At 59.9% G+C, this 13,632-nt stretch carries 12 protein-coding genes; 2 read left to right on the top strand and 10 right to left on the bottom strand.

Features of this window, described 5'->3' with window-relative positions; all coding sequences use genetic code 11:
• Positions 1-443: 443 nt before the first annotated feature.
• The 4 genes from R3D51_05695 to R3D51_05680 form a co-directional block, all read right to left on the bottom strand.
• Positions 444-782, bottom strand: coding sequence for a ferredoxin family protein (locus R3D51_05695; protein MEZ5898969.1), 339 nt, complete (start codon positions 780-782; stop codon positions 444-446).
• Between the two features lie 177 nt (positions 783-959).
• The gene (locus tag R3D51_05690) at positions 960-1,421 is read right to left on the bottom strand and encodes an RNA-binding S4 domain-containing protein (protein ID MEZ5898968.1); all 462 of its coding nucleotides are present in this window, start codon (positions 1,419-1,421) and stop codon (positions 960-962) included.
• Positions 1,422-1,435: 14 nt separating this feature from the next.
• Positions 1,436-4,657 (bottom strand): helicase-related protein, encoded by a 3,222-nt coding sequence (locus R3D51_05685; protein MEZ5898967.1) that lies wholly within the window; start codon positions 4,655-4,657, stop codon positions 1,436-1,438.
• 101 nt (positions 4,658-4,758) lie between these two features.
• Positions 4,759-5,661 carry a DUF3108 domain-containing protein gene (locus R3D51_05680; protein MEZ5898966.1) on the bottom strand — a complete coding sequence of 301 codons (903 nt, stop codon included), beginning with the start codon at positions 5,659-5,661 and terminating at the stop codon, positions 4,759-4,761.
• 304 nt (positions 5,662-5,965) lie between these two features.
• On the opposite strand from R3D51_05680, the gene rpmB reads away from it, so the two are divergent.
• Entirely contained in the window at positions 5,966-6,262 is a 297-nt protein-coding gene (gene rpmB, locus R3D51_05675) for a 50S ribosomal protein L28 (protein MEZ5898965.1), read from the top strand.
• Between the two features lie 74 nt (positions 6,263-6,336).
• Here rpmB and R3D51_05670 read toward each other — a convergent pair whose 3' ends face one another.
• From R3D51_05670 to R3D51_05650, 5 genes are all read right to left on the bottom strand, one after another.
• Positions 6,337-7,452, bottom strand: a complete 1,116-nt coding sequence (locus tag R3D51_05670) for an esterase-like activity of phytase family protein (protein ID MEZ5898964.1) — start codon at positions 7,450-7,452, stop codon at positions 6,337-6,339.
• Positions 7,453-7,481: 29 nt separating this feature from the next.
• The gene (gene cobT, locus R3D51_05665; GenBank protein ID MEZ5898963.1) at positions 7,482-9,371 is read right to left on the bottom strand and encodes a cobaltochelatase subunit CobT; all 1,890 of its coding nucleotides are present in this window, start codon (positions 9,369-9,371) and stop codon (positions 7,482-7,484) included.
• Between the two features lie 173 nt (positions 9,372-9,544).
• Positions 9,545-9,979 (bottom strand): MaoC family dehydratase, encoded by a 435-nt coding sequence (locus tag R3D51_05660; protein MEZ5898962.1) that lies wholly within the window; start codon positions 9,977-9,979, stop codon positions 9,545-9,547.
• A 7-nt stretch (positions 9,980-9,986) separates the two neighbouring features.
• Positions 9,987-10,991 carry a cobaltochelatase subunit CobS gene (cobS, locus tag R3D51_05655; protein ID MEZ5898961.1) on the bottom strand — a complete coding sequence of 335 codons (1,005 nt, stop codon included), beginning with the start codon at positions 10,989-10,991 and terminating at the stop codon, positions 9,987-9,989.
• 106 nt (positions 10,992-11,097) lie between these two features.
• On the bottom strand, positions 11,098-11,721 hold the full coding sequence (locus R3D51_05650) for a DnaJ domain-containing protein (GenBank protein MEZ5898960.1): 624 nt from the start codon (positions 11,719-11,721) through the stop codon (positions 11,098-11,100).
• 188 nt (positions 11,722-11,909) lie between these two features.
• Here R3D51_05650 and R3D51_05645 point away from each other — a divergent pair, with 188 nt between their 5' ends.
• Positions 11,910-12,185: a BolA family protein gene (locus R3D51_05645; protein ID MEZ5898959.1), complete on the top strand. Its 276-nt coding sequence runs from the start codon at positions 11,910-11,912 to the stop codon at positions 12,183-12,185.
• Between the two features lie 27 nt (positions 12,186-12,212).
• On the opposite strand, the gene R3D51_05640 is transcribed toward R3D51_05645, so the two are convergent.
• Positions 12,213-13,544, bottom strand: a complete 1,332-nt coding sequence (locus R3D51_05640) for an HlyC/CorC family transporter (GenBank protein ID MEZ5898958.1) — start codon at positions 13,542-13,544, stop codon at positions 12,213-12,215.
• Positions 13,545-13,632 lie beyond the last annotated feature (88 nt).

Raw genomic sequence — 13,632 nt, 5'->3', positions numbered from 1 at the left:
TGGGGAACACAGTCGCGAAGGCCGTTCCCTTCGCACTGGCACCCTGTTCTGTCCGAATGCCGAAGGGGGAATCCCGACACCGGACGCTACACGCGCGTTAACTGCCCTCCACCCTTCTGGTCAGGTGGAAGCCACCGCGCGTTCGATTTTGGCCTAGCTTTTCAAATCCTTACCGGCTCTGACTTGGCCCAGCGACGCCCCATGTCGTCTTGTTTGGTTAATCCCGTTGTTGCGGAACCACCACTTATTCTTGGCCGTTGTGGATTTGTGCTCACTTCTCGCCATCACGCATTGCACACTAGCACAATATTGACGAGAAATGAAGGGCTGGGCAGCCGCAGGTGCCCGCTGCGCTTAACCGTTAGGCTTACGGCGCACCGAAGTATTGTTAAAATTTGAGAATTTTATTCTGAAAACTCTAGAAAAAATGGAGACGACTACGCTCAGTCTCCTGCTCCTGGCTCCGGAGAGAAATATTTTTCGAACTTGCCTTCTTCGTCCTTGAAGGTTTCCGCCTCAGGCAGCGCTTCCTTCTTCTGGGTGATATTCGGCCAGCTGTCGGCAAACTTACGGTTGAGTTCAAGCCACTTCTCTAGCCCAGGTTCGGTATCAGGCTTGATGGCATCGACAGGACACTCAGGCTCGCACACACCGCAATCGATACATTCGTCGGGATGAATGACGAGCATGTTCTCGCCCTCGTAGAAGCAGTCAACGGGGCAGACCTCCACACAATCGGTGTATTTGCACTTAATGCATTTGTCATTGACGATGTAGGTCATGCTTGCGTCAGTCTTCCTGCTCTGGCGTCGCGAACGCGCGACGAACTTCCTGATCCCTATTTCCATGTCCGGTGCCCACAAAGCAAGCACCCTGTCTGAGGCGGAGTGTCGTCCTGAGGGTTATTCGCCGACTTTCTCACATCACAACTGCTGCGGGCGCGGCACAACGCCCATACGTCAACCGTCACCACCTTTCTTAAGCCGATCGATGGCTCGTCGATCTCGCTTGGTGGGGCGCCCTGCGCCATGCGGACGGACCGCAATGGGAGCAGACGGAGGTTCGGGTGCTGACGCCTGCGCCCTCTCAGCTCCCCCTCGACTTTCGGCCGCCGTGCCGCTCCGTGTGGGCGTTCCAGCGTCGGGTGTCAATTCGACATAGAGCTGTACGGCCTCGGAAGCAGGTCCGCGCCTGTCGCTCAACGCAGAGACCTCTAGCACGCGAATCCTGGGACCGAGCGAGATCGTTATCACGTCGCCGGGCTTCACCTGCTGGCTGGGCTTGTCAATACGGGCGCGGTTTATGCGCACCTTGCCACGCTCGATCAAAGCCTGAGCCAAGGTCCGCGACTTGGCAATGCGGGCGAACCACAGCCATTGATCGATGCGCAGGCTTGAAGTTTCGCTAGCGGGCTGCCGCATGGGCTGCCTCGTCCTTATCCTTCGTCACGCTTGTCCAAAGACGCCTTGAGCGCGGCCAGCGCCGCGAATGGGCTATCGGGATCGACGCCTCCGCGCTTGGGTGGCGCGGCGGTGATGACTTCCGGCGAGCGGTTACGCCGGTCGTCGCGACGGTCCCGGTTCGGCCTCTTGTCGCCATGCCGTCCCTGCGGACCCCCATTACCAGACCGGCCGCTCTGGTCGGCACGGTCACGTCCCTCGCGCTTGCGGTCGCCCCGTTCTTGGCGGTCGCGTTCGTGGCGGTTCCGTTCGCCGCGATCTCTATTGTCGCGATGATGACGTTCGCGCGGCTGGGCATCGCTCTCAACAGTGCCCTCGGCTGCTTGTGGCGTACCACCGTTGGCTTGAGCAACTTCACCGCCTTCGGTTGCGCTGCCTTGAGCTGCGCCACGGCCCGCATGACGCCCGTGTTGACGTCGCCCACCACGCTCGCGCCGTTCCTCACGGCGGTGGTGGTGACGCCGTGGACGCCAAACCTCTTCGTATTCCACGCCCGGCTCTGCGGCGACGGCCTCGGAGTCTGCGCTCTGCTCGCCGGTCTCCGCTTCATTTGATGACGCAGCGGCGGTGCCCTCTGTTGCCGCCTGTGCTGGTTCTTCCGTGGCAGCAGCGCCTTCGGTGTCGGATGCGGACGCGGCGGCAAGCTCAGTGCCTTCCTCTGCGCCCAGCGCTGCCTCTCCAGCTGAGTTATCTCCCTCAATCCCGGCGCTTTGCGCGTCCGCGTCGGCGCTTTTGGCAGCCTGCACAGGCCGGCGCTCAAGCCGGAAGCCCAGCGCCTTCAACACGTTTCCAAGCTCGTCTGCGGAACAACCAAGGATCGACATCATTTCTTCTGTCGCCTTGAACCCACCATCGCCAGTCGATCCTTTGGGCGGGATGGCCGGACTCTCGGGATTTTGCCGCCAAGCAAGCAGCGGGCGGATGAGATCGGCCAAACGCTCCAGAATATCGAGCCGAACCGCGCGCGGACCGCATGTATGGAAGCCATAGGCGCGATAATACGCCTCCGGCACTGTGGCATCGACTGCAACCGACGTAAGACCGGGGCGCGGCAAGTCGGGAAGAGCGTCGAGATCGAGCCCATGCTCGGCGGCATGCTTCAACGCGAACAATGTCGCTGCCAACTCTGCCGCGGCGGGCTTCATCAGCACAGGAAAGTAGATGTTGAAGGCGCCAAAGCGCAGTCCATACTTGCGCAACGAAGCGCGGGAGGGCTGATCAAGCGCGTTGATCTCGTCCGCGACGGTATCTCGCTTCAGAACGCCGAAGCCTTCCTTCAAGCGGAAGGCAATTCCGCGAGCAAGCCCCTGGAGATCTTGAGCGGCTGAAAGCTCCGCCAGCGGTTTCAGCTTGTCGGCAACCAGATCCTTAATCCAGGTCTGAAGACGGGCCGTCACCTTTTCCTTGTCGGCTTCGGCCAGATGCTCATCGGCCAACAGCTGCACGACGGGTGCAAGCGGATCCTCTCCGGCGTCCAGCCTTGCGATCTCGTCCTCACGCCACACGATGCGTCCATTGCGCGTTAACTTGAAGGCGTCATTCTGAGCGGCCGCGACACGGCGCGCGCGCATGCCGAGCTCTCGCGCAAGGACATGCGTTGCAGCAGCGCGCGTCGCCTTCTCATGGATGCCATCGGCTGATGCATCAAGCGTGAAGCGGAAGCCCTTTAGCCGTCCGACGAAATGGTTTTCGACCGTTATCGATCCATCTTCCGCGAATTCCGCGTTGAGTTCGTCCTTGTCTCTCATGCCCTTCATCAGCGCGCTGGTCCGACGGTCGACGAAACGCTGAGTCAAGCGTTCGTGCAAAGCATCGGATAAACTGTCCTCGATCTCCCGCGTGCGCCCTTGCCAGTGCCCGGGGTCTTTCAACCAGTCAGGCCGGTTGGACACAAAGGTCCAGGTGCGGATGTGAGCGATCCTGTTAGCGAGCGTATCTATATCCCCATCAGTCCGATCCGCGAAAGCCACTTGCTTGGCAAACCAGTCTTCCGGAATCTTCTCTTCTCCGCGACGGAGGAACTTATAAAGGGTGCCGACCAGCTCGGCATGGCTCGTGCCCGAAATCTTGCGGTAGTCCGGCACCTGACACACATCCCACAGCATTGAGACTGCGGCAGGCCCGATACATAGCTCACGCACCTCACGGTCGGAGCTGACAGCATCTAGCGCCGCAACATCGTCGGCGGTCCTGCAACGCACCAACCGGGCTTCGTTGGGCATCTCCCGCAACGAAGTGTGCAACCGCTCCAAGGTCCCGAAGTCGAGCCGCCGATTGCGCCATTGCAAAACACGCACCGGATCGAACGAATGCGTTTCGAGCCGCTCGACCAGATCGGCGTCGAGCCCGTCGGCACCTCCCGTTACGCCGAAGGTGCCGTCGTTCATGTGACGGCCCGCACGGCCGGCGATCTGACCGATTTCGCTCGGCGTCAGATTGCGGTGCGCATGCCCGTCGAATTTGCGCAGCGCGGAAAATGCAACGTGATCGACATCGAGATTTAGTCCCATTCCGATGGCATCGGTCGCGACCAGAAATTCCACATCGCCTGACTGATAAAGCTCGACCTGCGCATTGCGGGTACGTGGCGAAAGCGCGCCTAGCACGACGGCGGCGCCACCGCGCTGGCGACGGATCAGCTCGGCAATGGCGTAAACATCTTGCGCCGAGAACGCCACGATGGCGGAGCGCGCAGGCAGGCGGGTAATCTTCTTCTCACCTGCATAGGTCAGCTTCGACAATCTGGGACGCGAAATGAAATTGGCGCCCGGGATGAGATCGCTGATCGCCTCGCGCATCGTCTGCGAGCCTAGCAGCAATGTCTCGGAGCGGCCACGCGCATGCAGCAGCCGGTCGGTAAAGACATGACCGCGTTCGGGATCGCCCGCCAACTGCACTTCGTCGATGGCGAGAAAATCAACATCTACCTCGCGCGGCATCGCTTCGACGGTAGACACCCAATAGCGCGCACGCTCGGGCTTGATCTTTTCTTCGCCAGTGATCAGCGCGACTTTCTCTGCCCCGACGCGCGCTTTGATCTTGTCGTAGACTTCGCGCGCAAGCAGTCGAAGCGGCAAACCGATCATGCCGCTTTCATGGCCGAGCATGCGCTCGATTGCCAAATGGGTCTTGCCCGTATTGGTCGGCCCCAGCACTGCCGTGACGTTGCGAATGCGGGCTTCGAAATCGTTGCCCATCGCTTGCCTCCTCAACGGACACCAGCCCCGTGCATTGCAGAGCAATGGCGCAAGATCAAGGGATTAATCACCACCCGCAGCGCCTGCGCGACGCCGTGACCTCAGCGCCGTAGGGTAATCGGTGACTTGCCGTCGGCGGCTGCGATATCGATGCTTTCAGCGGACATGACGGCCGATCCCAGCGAGGTGGGGATGACGACCTGATAAGGCACCTGAAGACCCGCCGCTGGAATAGGCCGCAAGGCAATTTCTATGCCGTCGTAGTCGACCCAAGGGTTCACAAAATCTTTCGGCTTATGTCCGGATACAGGTTGGTATTTCACTTTGCAGACATAAAGCTCTTTCGGCTGACCCGACGGCTGCTTCTCATCTATTTTCTGGCGGCCCTTGTAGGACATCACAAGATTGAATCGCGCCTTGCCATCGAAGATCGGTACCGTCTTGGCGCACGGATTGCCAGGTCCGGCATGGGTTAGCTGTAGAATCGCGCTCATAGGATCAAAGACCGAGCGCATATCCTCTGCCTTGACGGGCACAGCTTCGGGCGAGGGCGCCTTTTCGGGCTTCACAGCCACCGATTTCACGCCCTTCTTGTCGAAGCCAAGCCGCACCAGACCGGCTTTGGACTTGGTCTTGAAATTCAAAAGATAGCTCGCTGGCTCCGGGCCCGTGTCCGCCAGACGCCCGGTCGCAGACGTATTGCCCCGCCACCGGAAGGCTCCAAACAGGGCCGAAACCTCAGCTTTGCTGGTTGCCGAATAACTCTGCCCCTTCGTGGACGACTGGAAGGCGAACTTGCCGACCTCGAAGCCGTTGAAATAAAGCCGGTAAACGCTTGAAACCTGAGAGGGCCAGGCCGGATCGGCCGCGGCCGGGGGGGCGGCGAAAGCCGGCAAGACGGACCCAACGCCTATCAGAAGGGCAACGCCAAGTTGCCCCGCGCGAGCCTTCAATGCCCCAAGAGCCTGCGCTCCTGCAGCTCGTGCGTCAAAAACCTGTGCCATGCGAAGCGTGTTCCCTGACACCCGTTTAATTCCAGGGACTTGCCGGTAACCCTCCAATGCGACCAAACTACGGCTGTTGGCAGCCCGGCTTGGCGATTTTCGCTCCGAAGGCTTGCCAGTTGCGGCCGCAAAACCGGCGCTGCGCCCTGCTTGCGCTTGACGGGAAAGCTTTTGTGCCGCTATACACCGCCCATCCTCCCCGCAGGCGAGACGCTGGCGGGGTGCATTTTTTTGACCTCAGCCAAGATTTCCGCCCCATCCGCCGCCATAGTGCTGCCGGTACCGGGCGAAGGAGACGACGATCATGACTAGGCGCTGCGACCTGATGGGCACCCTGCCGCTCTCGGGCCAACTGCGAAGCCACGCCGAGAACAAGACCAAGCGCAAGTTCCGCCCGAACCTGTGCAACGTCACCTTGATTAGCGACATTCTCGGACGCAAATTCCGCCTTCGCGTTTCGGCGCGCGCTCTGAAGTCCGTTGAGCATCGCGGTGGGCTTGACGCTTACCTCCTCAAGGCGAAGAACGAGCAGCTTTCGCCCGACTGCCTCAAGATCAAGCGCGAAATTCAGAAGGCGACGGCTGCAAAAGCAGCAGCCTGAGTTCTTTGCGCAAGGGTTTCGGCTCTTGGCTTGCAAAAAAAGCCCGGCAGGGATCGTCCCGCCGGGCTTTTGCGTCAGCGCGGACGCACCATCGCCAGACGCTTTGCGGGATCGTTGTGATAGGCAAATTGCAGAAGAATGGTTCGCTGCAGCAGACGATTGAAGTTGTCGTCTGAAATCATCGTCAGGATCAGAGTCCCATCTGGCTCGCGACTGACACCCAAACCTTCCATGTTGTCGATCTCGTCGGCGAGATCGGCCTTCATCAGCACCTTGCCTTTCATCGGGCCGGATAATGCTAGCTCCTCGGGGGCGACAAGCCGCAGGCGAATCTGCAGGCCCTCCGTCCAGCGGAAACGCCGCTCGAGCACAATGATGCTGCCATCTTCCAAACTGGCAACGTCCGAAATATCGAAGTCGCCTATATCCGTCAGCCGGACTGGATCGGCTTTGTCGCCCGACCAAATCCAACCCATCCGATTGCCCTGGCCGTCAGTCAGACGTTCACCGAATGCAATGACCGCGTCCTTGCGCGGACCGCCCCTCAGCACCGTCAATGCCTCAAAGCCCGTGTTGGAGCGCAGCGCACGGGCCGCAGCGGGCAGAGGCAAGAATCCACGTGTCGGCGACACCCCTTTGGCGGAGAAATCGTAGCGCGCGATGCGCGCGTTCTGTTCGAAGGCAACCAACAGGCTGCCGCTGTCGAGCGATCCACTTGCCAGCGCCACCGCCTCCGCGTCACGGTCGCGACCGCGTTGCAGACTGGTGCCTTGCTGTGTGCGCAACGGCCCGATGTGCAGGTTCTTCAGGCCAGACGGATGCGCCTTGGCGTCGTACATGATCTCGCCGGACATCCACGCTCCGGCATCCGATACGGTGATGAAGCGCCGTCCATCAGGCTCCATCGCAAGCCCCGACCAGCCGCCAAAGTTGCGATGGGCCGATTGCAGCAGAAGTCCGCCGCGCCATTCCAGCTCGCCAGTTCTTTCGGCATCGCTACTGCGACTGAACTGCCTGATTGGAGTCGACACAAGCGTCAGCGGCCCGACGCCCAGCTTCTTCATCTGAGGCTTGGAATCGGCAAGCGCGAAGGTCGCTGTCAACACAGCCAGAGCGCCCAGGCTGAGCATCAATCGCTTGCGACCAGCATTCGTTTTGATGCCCTTCACGAAAGTCAGCACTGACGACATTGCACTCACAGCAACTCCTCCTCGGAATGTCAGTGCACGCGCGCCCGACGTCGCGGCATAGGCGCCTCGGCAGGAGGCTTTTCGTCAAACAGCTCCACGAGCTTCTCCGTCATCGCGCCGGCAAGCTCGGACGGATCGGAAATGGTCAGCGCGCGCGAGTAGTAACGGGTAACATCGTGGCCGATTCCAATAGCCAACAATTCAACCGAGGATCGAGATTCAATTTCGTGGATGACTTGACGCAAGTGGTGCTCCAGGTAACTGCCGGAATTCACCGATAACGTGGAGTCATCGACCGGCGCACCGTCGGAGATCATCATGAGAATGCGGCGCTGCTCGGGCCGGGCCAGAAGACGCGCATGCGCCCACGCCAGCGCTTCGCCATCAATATTCTCCTTGAGAAGTCCCTCGCGCATCATCAGCGCCAGCGCATTCTTCGAACGCCGCCATGGCGCGTCGGCCGTCTTGTAAATGATGTGCCGGAGGTCGTTGAGCCGGCCCGGCGAACCGGGCTTGCCCGCTGAAAGCCACTCCTCACGCGACTGTCCGCCTTTCCACGCCTTAGTCGTGAAACCCAATATCTCAACCTTGACGCCGCAGCGCTCAAGCGTACGCGCAAGGATATCGGCACAGCACGCCGCAACCATGATCGGCCGCCCTCGCATGGAGCCCGAGTTATCCAGCAGCAGCGTCACAACGGTATCGCGGAAGCTCGTATCGCGCTCGCGCTTGAACGACAGTGGATGCATAGGATCGATGATGATGCGCGGCAGGCGCGCCGCGTCGAGCACGCCTTCCTCCAGATCGAAATCCCAACCGCGGTTCTGCTGCGCGAGAAGTTTGCGCTGAAGCTTGTTTGCCAGTCGCGCAACGACAGCTGACAGCGACTTCAGTTCCTTGTCGAGAAAGGCGCGCAAACGCTCCAGCTCTTCAGGGCTGGAAAGTTCTTCTGCCGCGATTTCTTCATCGAAGGCGCGGGTGAAAACCTTGTAGCCAAAGGCCTCAGGATTATCGAGAACGTTCTCATTGGGACGCCATGGCGCAGGCGCTTCCTCTTCGTCGAAATTCTCGTCGTCCACGTCGGAGGGCTCGACATCGCTGGTGTCGGCCATCTCCTCGGTTTCTGAGGTCTGTCCATCCGACATCTCTTCGTCGCTGGACTTGTCCTGGCCTTCGCTGCTCTCGTCCTGGCTGTCCTCTGCCTCCTCGGCGCCGCCTTCGGGCGAGTTTTCCGATTCCGTCTCGTCGTCCTGGTCGGGCTTTTCGGCGTCGGTATCCTCGACCATGTGCAGAGCCTTCAGCAGATCGCGGATCTGCCGACCAAAGAGCTCCTGCTGTTCGCCAACGCCTTCGAGCTTCTTGAGAACGTTCGCGCCCTTGCTTTCGATAATCGGCCGCCATGCGTCGACCAACCCCTTGCAAGAGGCGGGAGGCGGCAATCCGGTGAGGCGCTCACGAATGATGAGCGACAAGGCATCTTCCAACGGTGCCTCTTCGCGCTCCATCGGCTTGGCGAAGCGATTGTGACTGTAGACGTCTTCAAGACGTGCGGACAGATTGTGCGCCATTCCCGCCATCCGGTTCGCACCCAGCGCTTCCACGCGCGCTTTTTCCGCAGCTTCAAACACAGTGCGTCCAGCGCCTGGCGGCGGCGCGATGCGCTTGTGGATCTTGGCGTCATGACAGCCAAGGCTAAGTGCAATGCTGTCCGCCCATCCGCGCACCACCGCAATATCCTTTGCCGATGGCACGCGCGGGGGTTCTGGAAGCTGCACGGAATTTAGCGATACCTCGGGCCGTCCAGGTCCGTATCCGACCTCGACTTCCGCGTTGCCCGCAACTGCGCGCAGCGTCGGCCCCAGAACGCGTTTCAAGGGTTCAGAGGGCGCTTCTTTACGTTTGGTGGGAGATGTAGCCACGGGCGAAAAATCGTTGCTCGATCCGATCGGTCAACCTGACCCAACCACAGCCCATGCCGCACCGCAAGAGGGAGCCTCAGGCTCTGGCATCAAGCTTAACTACGAAGACGTTTGATGTTGGCGATTTTACCACCCGACCCACAGCACCAACCTCGTCGGGTTGGTTGACGGCCCTAGGCGATAGCTGTTTTTCCCGCCTTTTCGATCAAAAGCAGTGCGCCTTGACCTTCGATATAGACGCGGCCGTCGTCGCCAGACAGCTCACCATGCAACTTTATGATGTCGCCGCCGAGCTTGTGGGACGGCTCGATCGCTACGATGCGCCAAGTCAGCCGCGCATCAAGCCCAGCGAGCACCGCGCGGCGGAGTTTGTACGAAAACTCCAATCCGTAAGCCTCGCCCTTCTGCGTGAAGTATTCCGCCAGAAGCGAGACAAAAATGCCCGTTGAATGCCCCGCAGAAGCGATCAACCCGCCAAAGCGCGTGGCCGCCGCCATTTCGCTGTCGTGATGGGCTGGATTGGTGTCTCCCAGGCGCAAAGCGACGTCAGAGATGTTCTCAGGCGTGAACAAATACCGCTTGGAGCAGGTCTCTCCGATGAACGCCATGTGCCGGTCAGCTCAACGCAACGTTAGCGGTGCTCTCAGGAAGCTCCTCGCCGAAGCAACGCTGATAGAACTCCGCCACCAGCGGCTTTTCCAGATCATCGCACTTGTTGAGGAACGTCACTCGGAACGCAAAGCCGATGTCGCCGAAAATTTCCGCGTTCTCCGCCCACGTCATGACCGTGCGCGGGCTCATCACCGTCGATAGATCGCCGTTGATGAACGCGGAGCGAGTGAGATCGGCGACGCGAACCATTTGCGACACCTGCTTGCGTTTGGCTTCCGTCTTGGCAAACGCCTTGACCTTGGAGAGCACGATGCGTGCTTCATCATCGTGTGGCAGGTAGTTGAGCGTTGCTACGATCGACCAACGGTCCATCTGTCCCTGGTTGATCTGCTGCGTGCCGTGATAAAGGCCCGAAGTGTCACCCAGACCGATCGTGTTCGTGGTTGCAAACAAACGGAACGCAGGATGGGGGCGGATCACCTTCGACTGATCGAGCAGCGTCAGCTTACCGGAAACCTCCAGCACGCGCTGGATAACGAACATGACATCGGGACGTCCCGCATCGTATTCGTCGAAAACAAGAGCAACGTTGTTCTGCAGGGCCCAAGGAAGGATTCCTTCCTTGAACTCGGTCACCTGCTTGCCATCCTTCAGCACGATCGCGTCCTTGCCGACCAGATCGATACGCGAAACGTGGCTGTCGAGGTTGACGCGGACGCAGGGCCAGTTCAACCGGGCGGCCACCTGCTCGATATGCGTTGACTTGCCAGTGCCGTGATAGCCTTGGATCATCACACGGCGATTGTGCTTGAAGCCTGCCAGTATCGCCAGCGTCACATCCCGATTGAACAGATAATCCGGATCGAGGTCGGGGACGTGCTCGTCGGCCTTTGAATACGCAGGCAGTTCGAGATCGCTGTCGATACCAAAAACCTGTCTCACCGACAGCTTCATGTCGGGCATGGCCGCTACCGGGCTCGATGCCCCTCCGCTCGCTTGTGTGCGCATGTCGTGAACAATTTCCCGGCGTTGAGTGGACCGCTGCGGGGTCTTTACCGAGGTTTACCGCTTTGCGCGCGGCTCTCCCTGGGTGGCCGCCTGACGCCGTTTCTCGTCAGGCCAGCCCCGCCTGCTTCAGGTAATTATAGGCTTGGATGATCTCGCGCAACATTTCCTCCGAGCGGGCGTCCCCGCCGTTTGCATCGGGATGGTGAAGCTTAACGAGGGACTTGAAGCGCGTCTTTATGTCCTCGCGGCTCGCCGTTTCCGGCAAATCCAGGACCCGTAGAGACTTTCGCTCCAGGGGCTTCAGGTTGCGGCGATACTCGGCGCGCGCCTGGGCTTTAGACGTGCGGGCGCGCGTTCCGGTCGCACCGCCAGCTTTGATGTTGGCGGCGGCCTCCGCTGAGCGCGCTGAATCGCGTGTTCCATGCGCCCACGCATTTGCGCCGACCTTCCAAGTCGGACGATGCCCAGTGATGGCATCCTTACGGAACTCGTCGACTTGGGCGTCATTCATGCCGTCGAAGTAGTTGTAGGTCTGGTTGTACTGCCGCACGTGATCCATGCAGAAGTGGTAGTATTCGCCCTCGTGCCCGCGCCCGACGGGCGCTCTGTGGCGCCCGGGTTTGTCGCAGCCCTTCCATTGGCAAGTCGCGTGCGTTTCCTCGCGCTTGGAGGAGGATCCGCGCTTGCCGGAGACTCGGATGCTGTCGAAGTATTTTGACTGTAGCTTCATGGGGGCGTGAGTATGATGGTTGAGCGCGCACTTCACAAGACGAACCTGAGCAACACTGCTCAGCGATGAACTTGGGCGGCCAGGGCTTAATGCCGCGTTCATGTGGGAACGAAAAATTCCAAAATTAGGCCTTGACGCGCGGTAAATGGGCCCATCAGAAATTTGATCACAAAAAAGGGAATTGAAGAATGTCGGTCGAACAGCGCATCCGGGAAAAACTGATGGTCGCGCTCGAGCCAACGCGGCTCGACGTCATCAATGAATCGGAAAAGCACGCCGGCCACCGATCCTCACCGGGAACGGGCGAGAGCCATTTCCGCGTGCTGGTCGTTACGCCTGCCTTTGCGGGCAAATCGCGGGTGGAACGTCACCGCATGGTCAATGAAGCGCTCAAAGGCGAGGTTGGCGGCACGGTACACGCGCTTGCACTCGCCACTTATGCGCCGGGCGAAGCGATGTCCTGATCCTTGAGACGGGCCAAAGCGCTTTCGTCAGGCTCCGGTAGCGCCGCCCGCTGGCTGTGTGGCTTCCGTCGTATCGGCGCCAACAGAGACCACATCGGCCAGAGGGGTGATGCGTAGAGCGGTGATCTTATTGCGCGTCTTGCGCAGCACCTCAAATCGATAGCCGTGAAAGTTGAATATCTGCCCTGGCTCGGGGATCACCTGCGCTTCGTGAATGACGAGCCCTGCGATCGTCGTGGCTTCGTCGTCCGGCAGGCTCCAGTCCATCTGCCGGTTGAGATCGCGGATGGCGACGGTACCGTCAACGTTCACGGTGCCATCCGGCTGCGGTCTGATATTGGTCTCCTGAATGTCGTGCTCATCGGCGATCTGGCCAACGATTTCCTCCAGGATGTCCTCCAGCGTGATGAGCCCCTGCACCTCGCCGTACTCATCGACAACGAGCGCCATCTGCGCCTTCTTTTTCAAGAACTGATTGAGCTGCTCCCTGACGCTTGTCGTGTCGGGCACGAACCACGGCTCGGTTGCAAAACTCATGATGTCGAGCTTGTTGGGATCCCAGCCCGCGCGGCCCAGCGCGGCAAACAGATCCTTCGTATGTAGGACGCCTACGATGTTTTCCGGCTCGTCCTTCCAGATCGGCATACGCGAATTCTGGTGCTTTAGAATCTCAGCAACGATCTTATCGGGCGGATCGTCGGCCGACACCGTGTCCATCTTGGTCCGGTGAACCATTACATCGGCCACCTGCAGATCGCGCAGATCAAGCACGCCGCCCAGCATCTCGGCTGCTTCCTTTGTCACCGCGCCTTCCTTGGCCTGCAGGTCGATGGTGCCGCGGATCTCTTCGTGTGCGGCCAGAATATTGGCTTCGTCATCGACATGCGTCGGCGTCAACTTGAAGATTTGGCGCACGAAGAAAGCGATGGAGCGGGTAGCCGGAGTTAGCAGCACGATGAGAACCCGCATGATTGGCGCAACCAGCAACGCACCCTTGTCAGCGTAGGCCAAAGCATAAGTTTTCGGGATCACGGCACCGAAAATGACGATCACGATGGTCATGATGGCGGTGGCGTAGGCCACGCCTACATCGCCGTAGAGCTGCACGGCAAGATTGGATGCCATCGCGGCGGCAAGCACATCTACGAGCGTGTTGCCCAGAAGGACCGTTCCAATCATCCGGTCGGAATTTGCCAGCAAGCTGTTGACCAGCTTGGCGCGGACGTTTCCATCCTCTTCCAGGGAGTGCATGCGGGCGCGCGAAACGGCGGTCAATGCCGTCTCACTCCCGCTGAAGAACGCCGACAGAGCGACCAACAGAATGATCACCAGGAAGCTGATTGCAATTTCGAGGGTCATGGCGAAGCGTCAGGGCCTCACGTTGCAGTTGGGGGGAATTTGCACTGAAAGATTGCGCCTAAAGCTGCACAATTCAAATCTCCTGCCG

This window comes from Hyphomicrobiaceae bacterium (genome assembly GCA_041397645.1).
Lineage (GTDB): Bacteria > Pseudomonadota > Alphaproteobacteria > Rhizobiales > Hyphomicrobiaceae > Hyphomicrobium_B.
This window is presented reverse-complemented; position numbering and strand designations above follow the sequence as displayed.

Coding starts and splice junctions, on each gene's coding strand:
- R3D51_05650 (MEZ5898960.1), bottom strand. CDS start 11,721: ATGAAGCTACAGTCAAAATACTTCGACAGCATCCGAGTCTCCGGCAAG.
- cobS (MEZ5898961.1), bottom strand. CDS start 10,991: ATGCGCACACAAGCGAGCGGAGGGGCATCGAGCCCGGTAGCGGCCATG.
- R3D51_05670 (MEZ5898964.1), bottom strand. CDS start 7,452: ATGTCGTCAGTGCTGACTTTCGTGAAGGGCATCAAAACGAATGCTGGT.
- rpmB (MEZ5898965.1), top strand. CDS start 5,966: ATGACTAGGCGCTGCGACCTGATGGGCACCCTGCCGCTCTCGGGCCAA.
- R3D51_05660 (MEZ5898962.1), bottom strand. CDS start 9,979: ATGGCGTTCATCGGAGAGACCTGCTCCAAGCGGTATTTGTTCACGCCT.
- R3D51_05695 (MEZ5898969.1), bottom strand. CDS start 782: ATGACCTACATCGTCAATGACAAATGCATTAAGTGCAAATACACCGAT.
- R3D51_05680 (MEZ5898966.1), bottom strand. CDS start 5,661: ATGGCACAGGTTTTTGACGCACGAGCTGCAGGAGCGCAGGCTCTTGGG.
- R3D51_05685 (MEZ5898967.1), bottom strand. CDS start 4,657: ATGGGCAACGATTTCGAAGCCCGCATTCGCAACGTCACGGCAGTGCTG.
- R3D51_05690 (MEZ5898968.1), bottom strand. CDS start 1,421: ATGCGGCAGCCCGCTAGCGAAACTTCAAGCCTGCGCATCGATCAATGG.
- R3D51_05645 (MEZ5898959.1), top strand. CDS start 11,910: ATGTCGGTCGAACAGCGCATCCGGGAAAAACTGATGGTCGCGCTCGAG.
- R3D51_05640 (MEZ5898958.1), bottom strand. CDS start 13,544: ATGACCCTCGAAATTGCAATCAGCTTCCTGGTGATCATTCTGTTGGTC.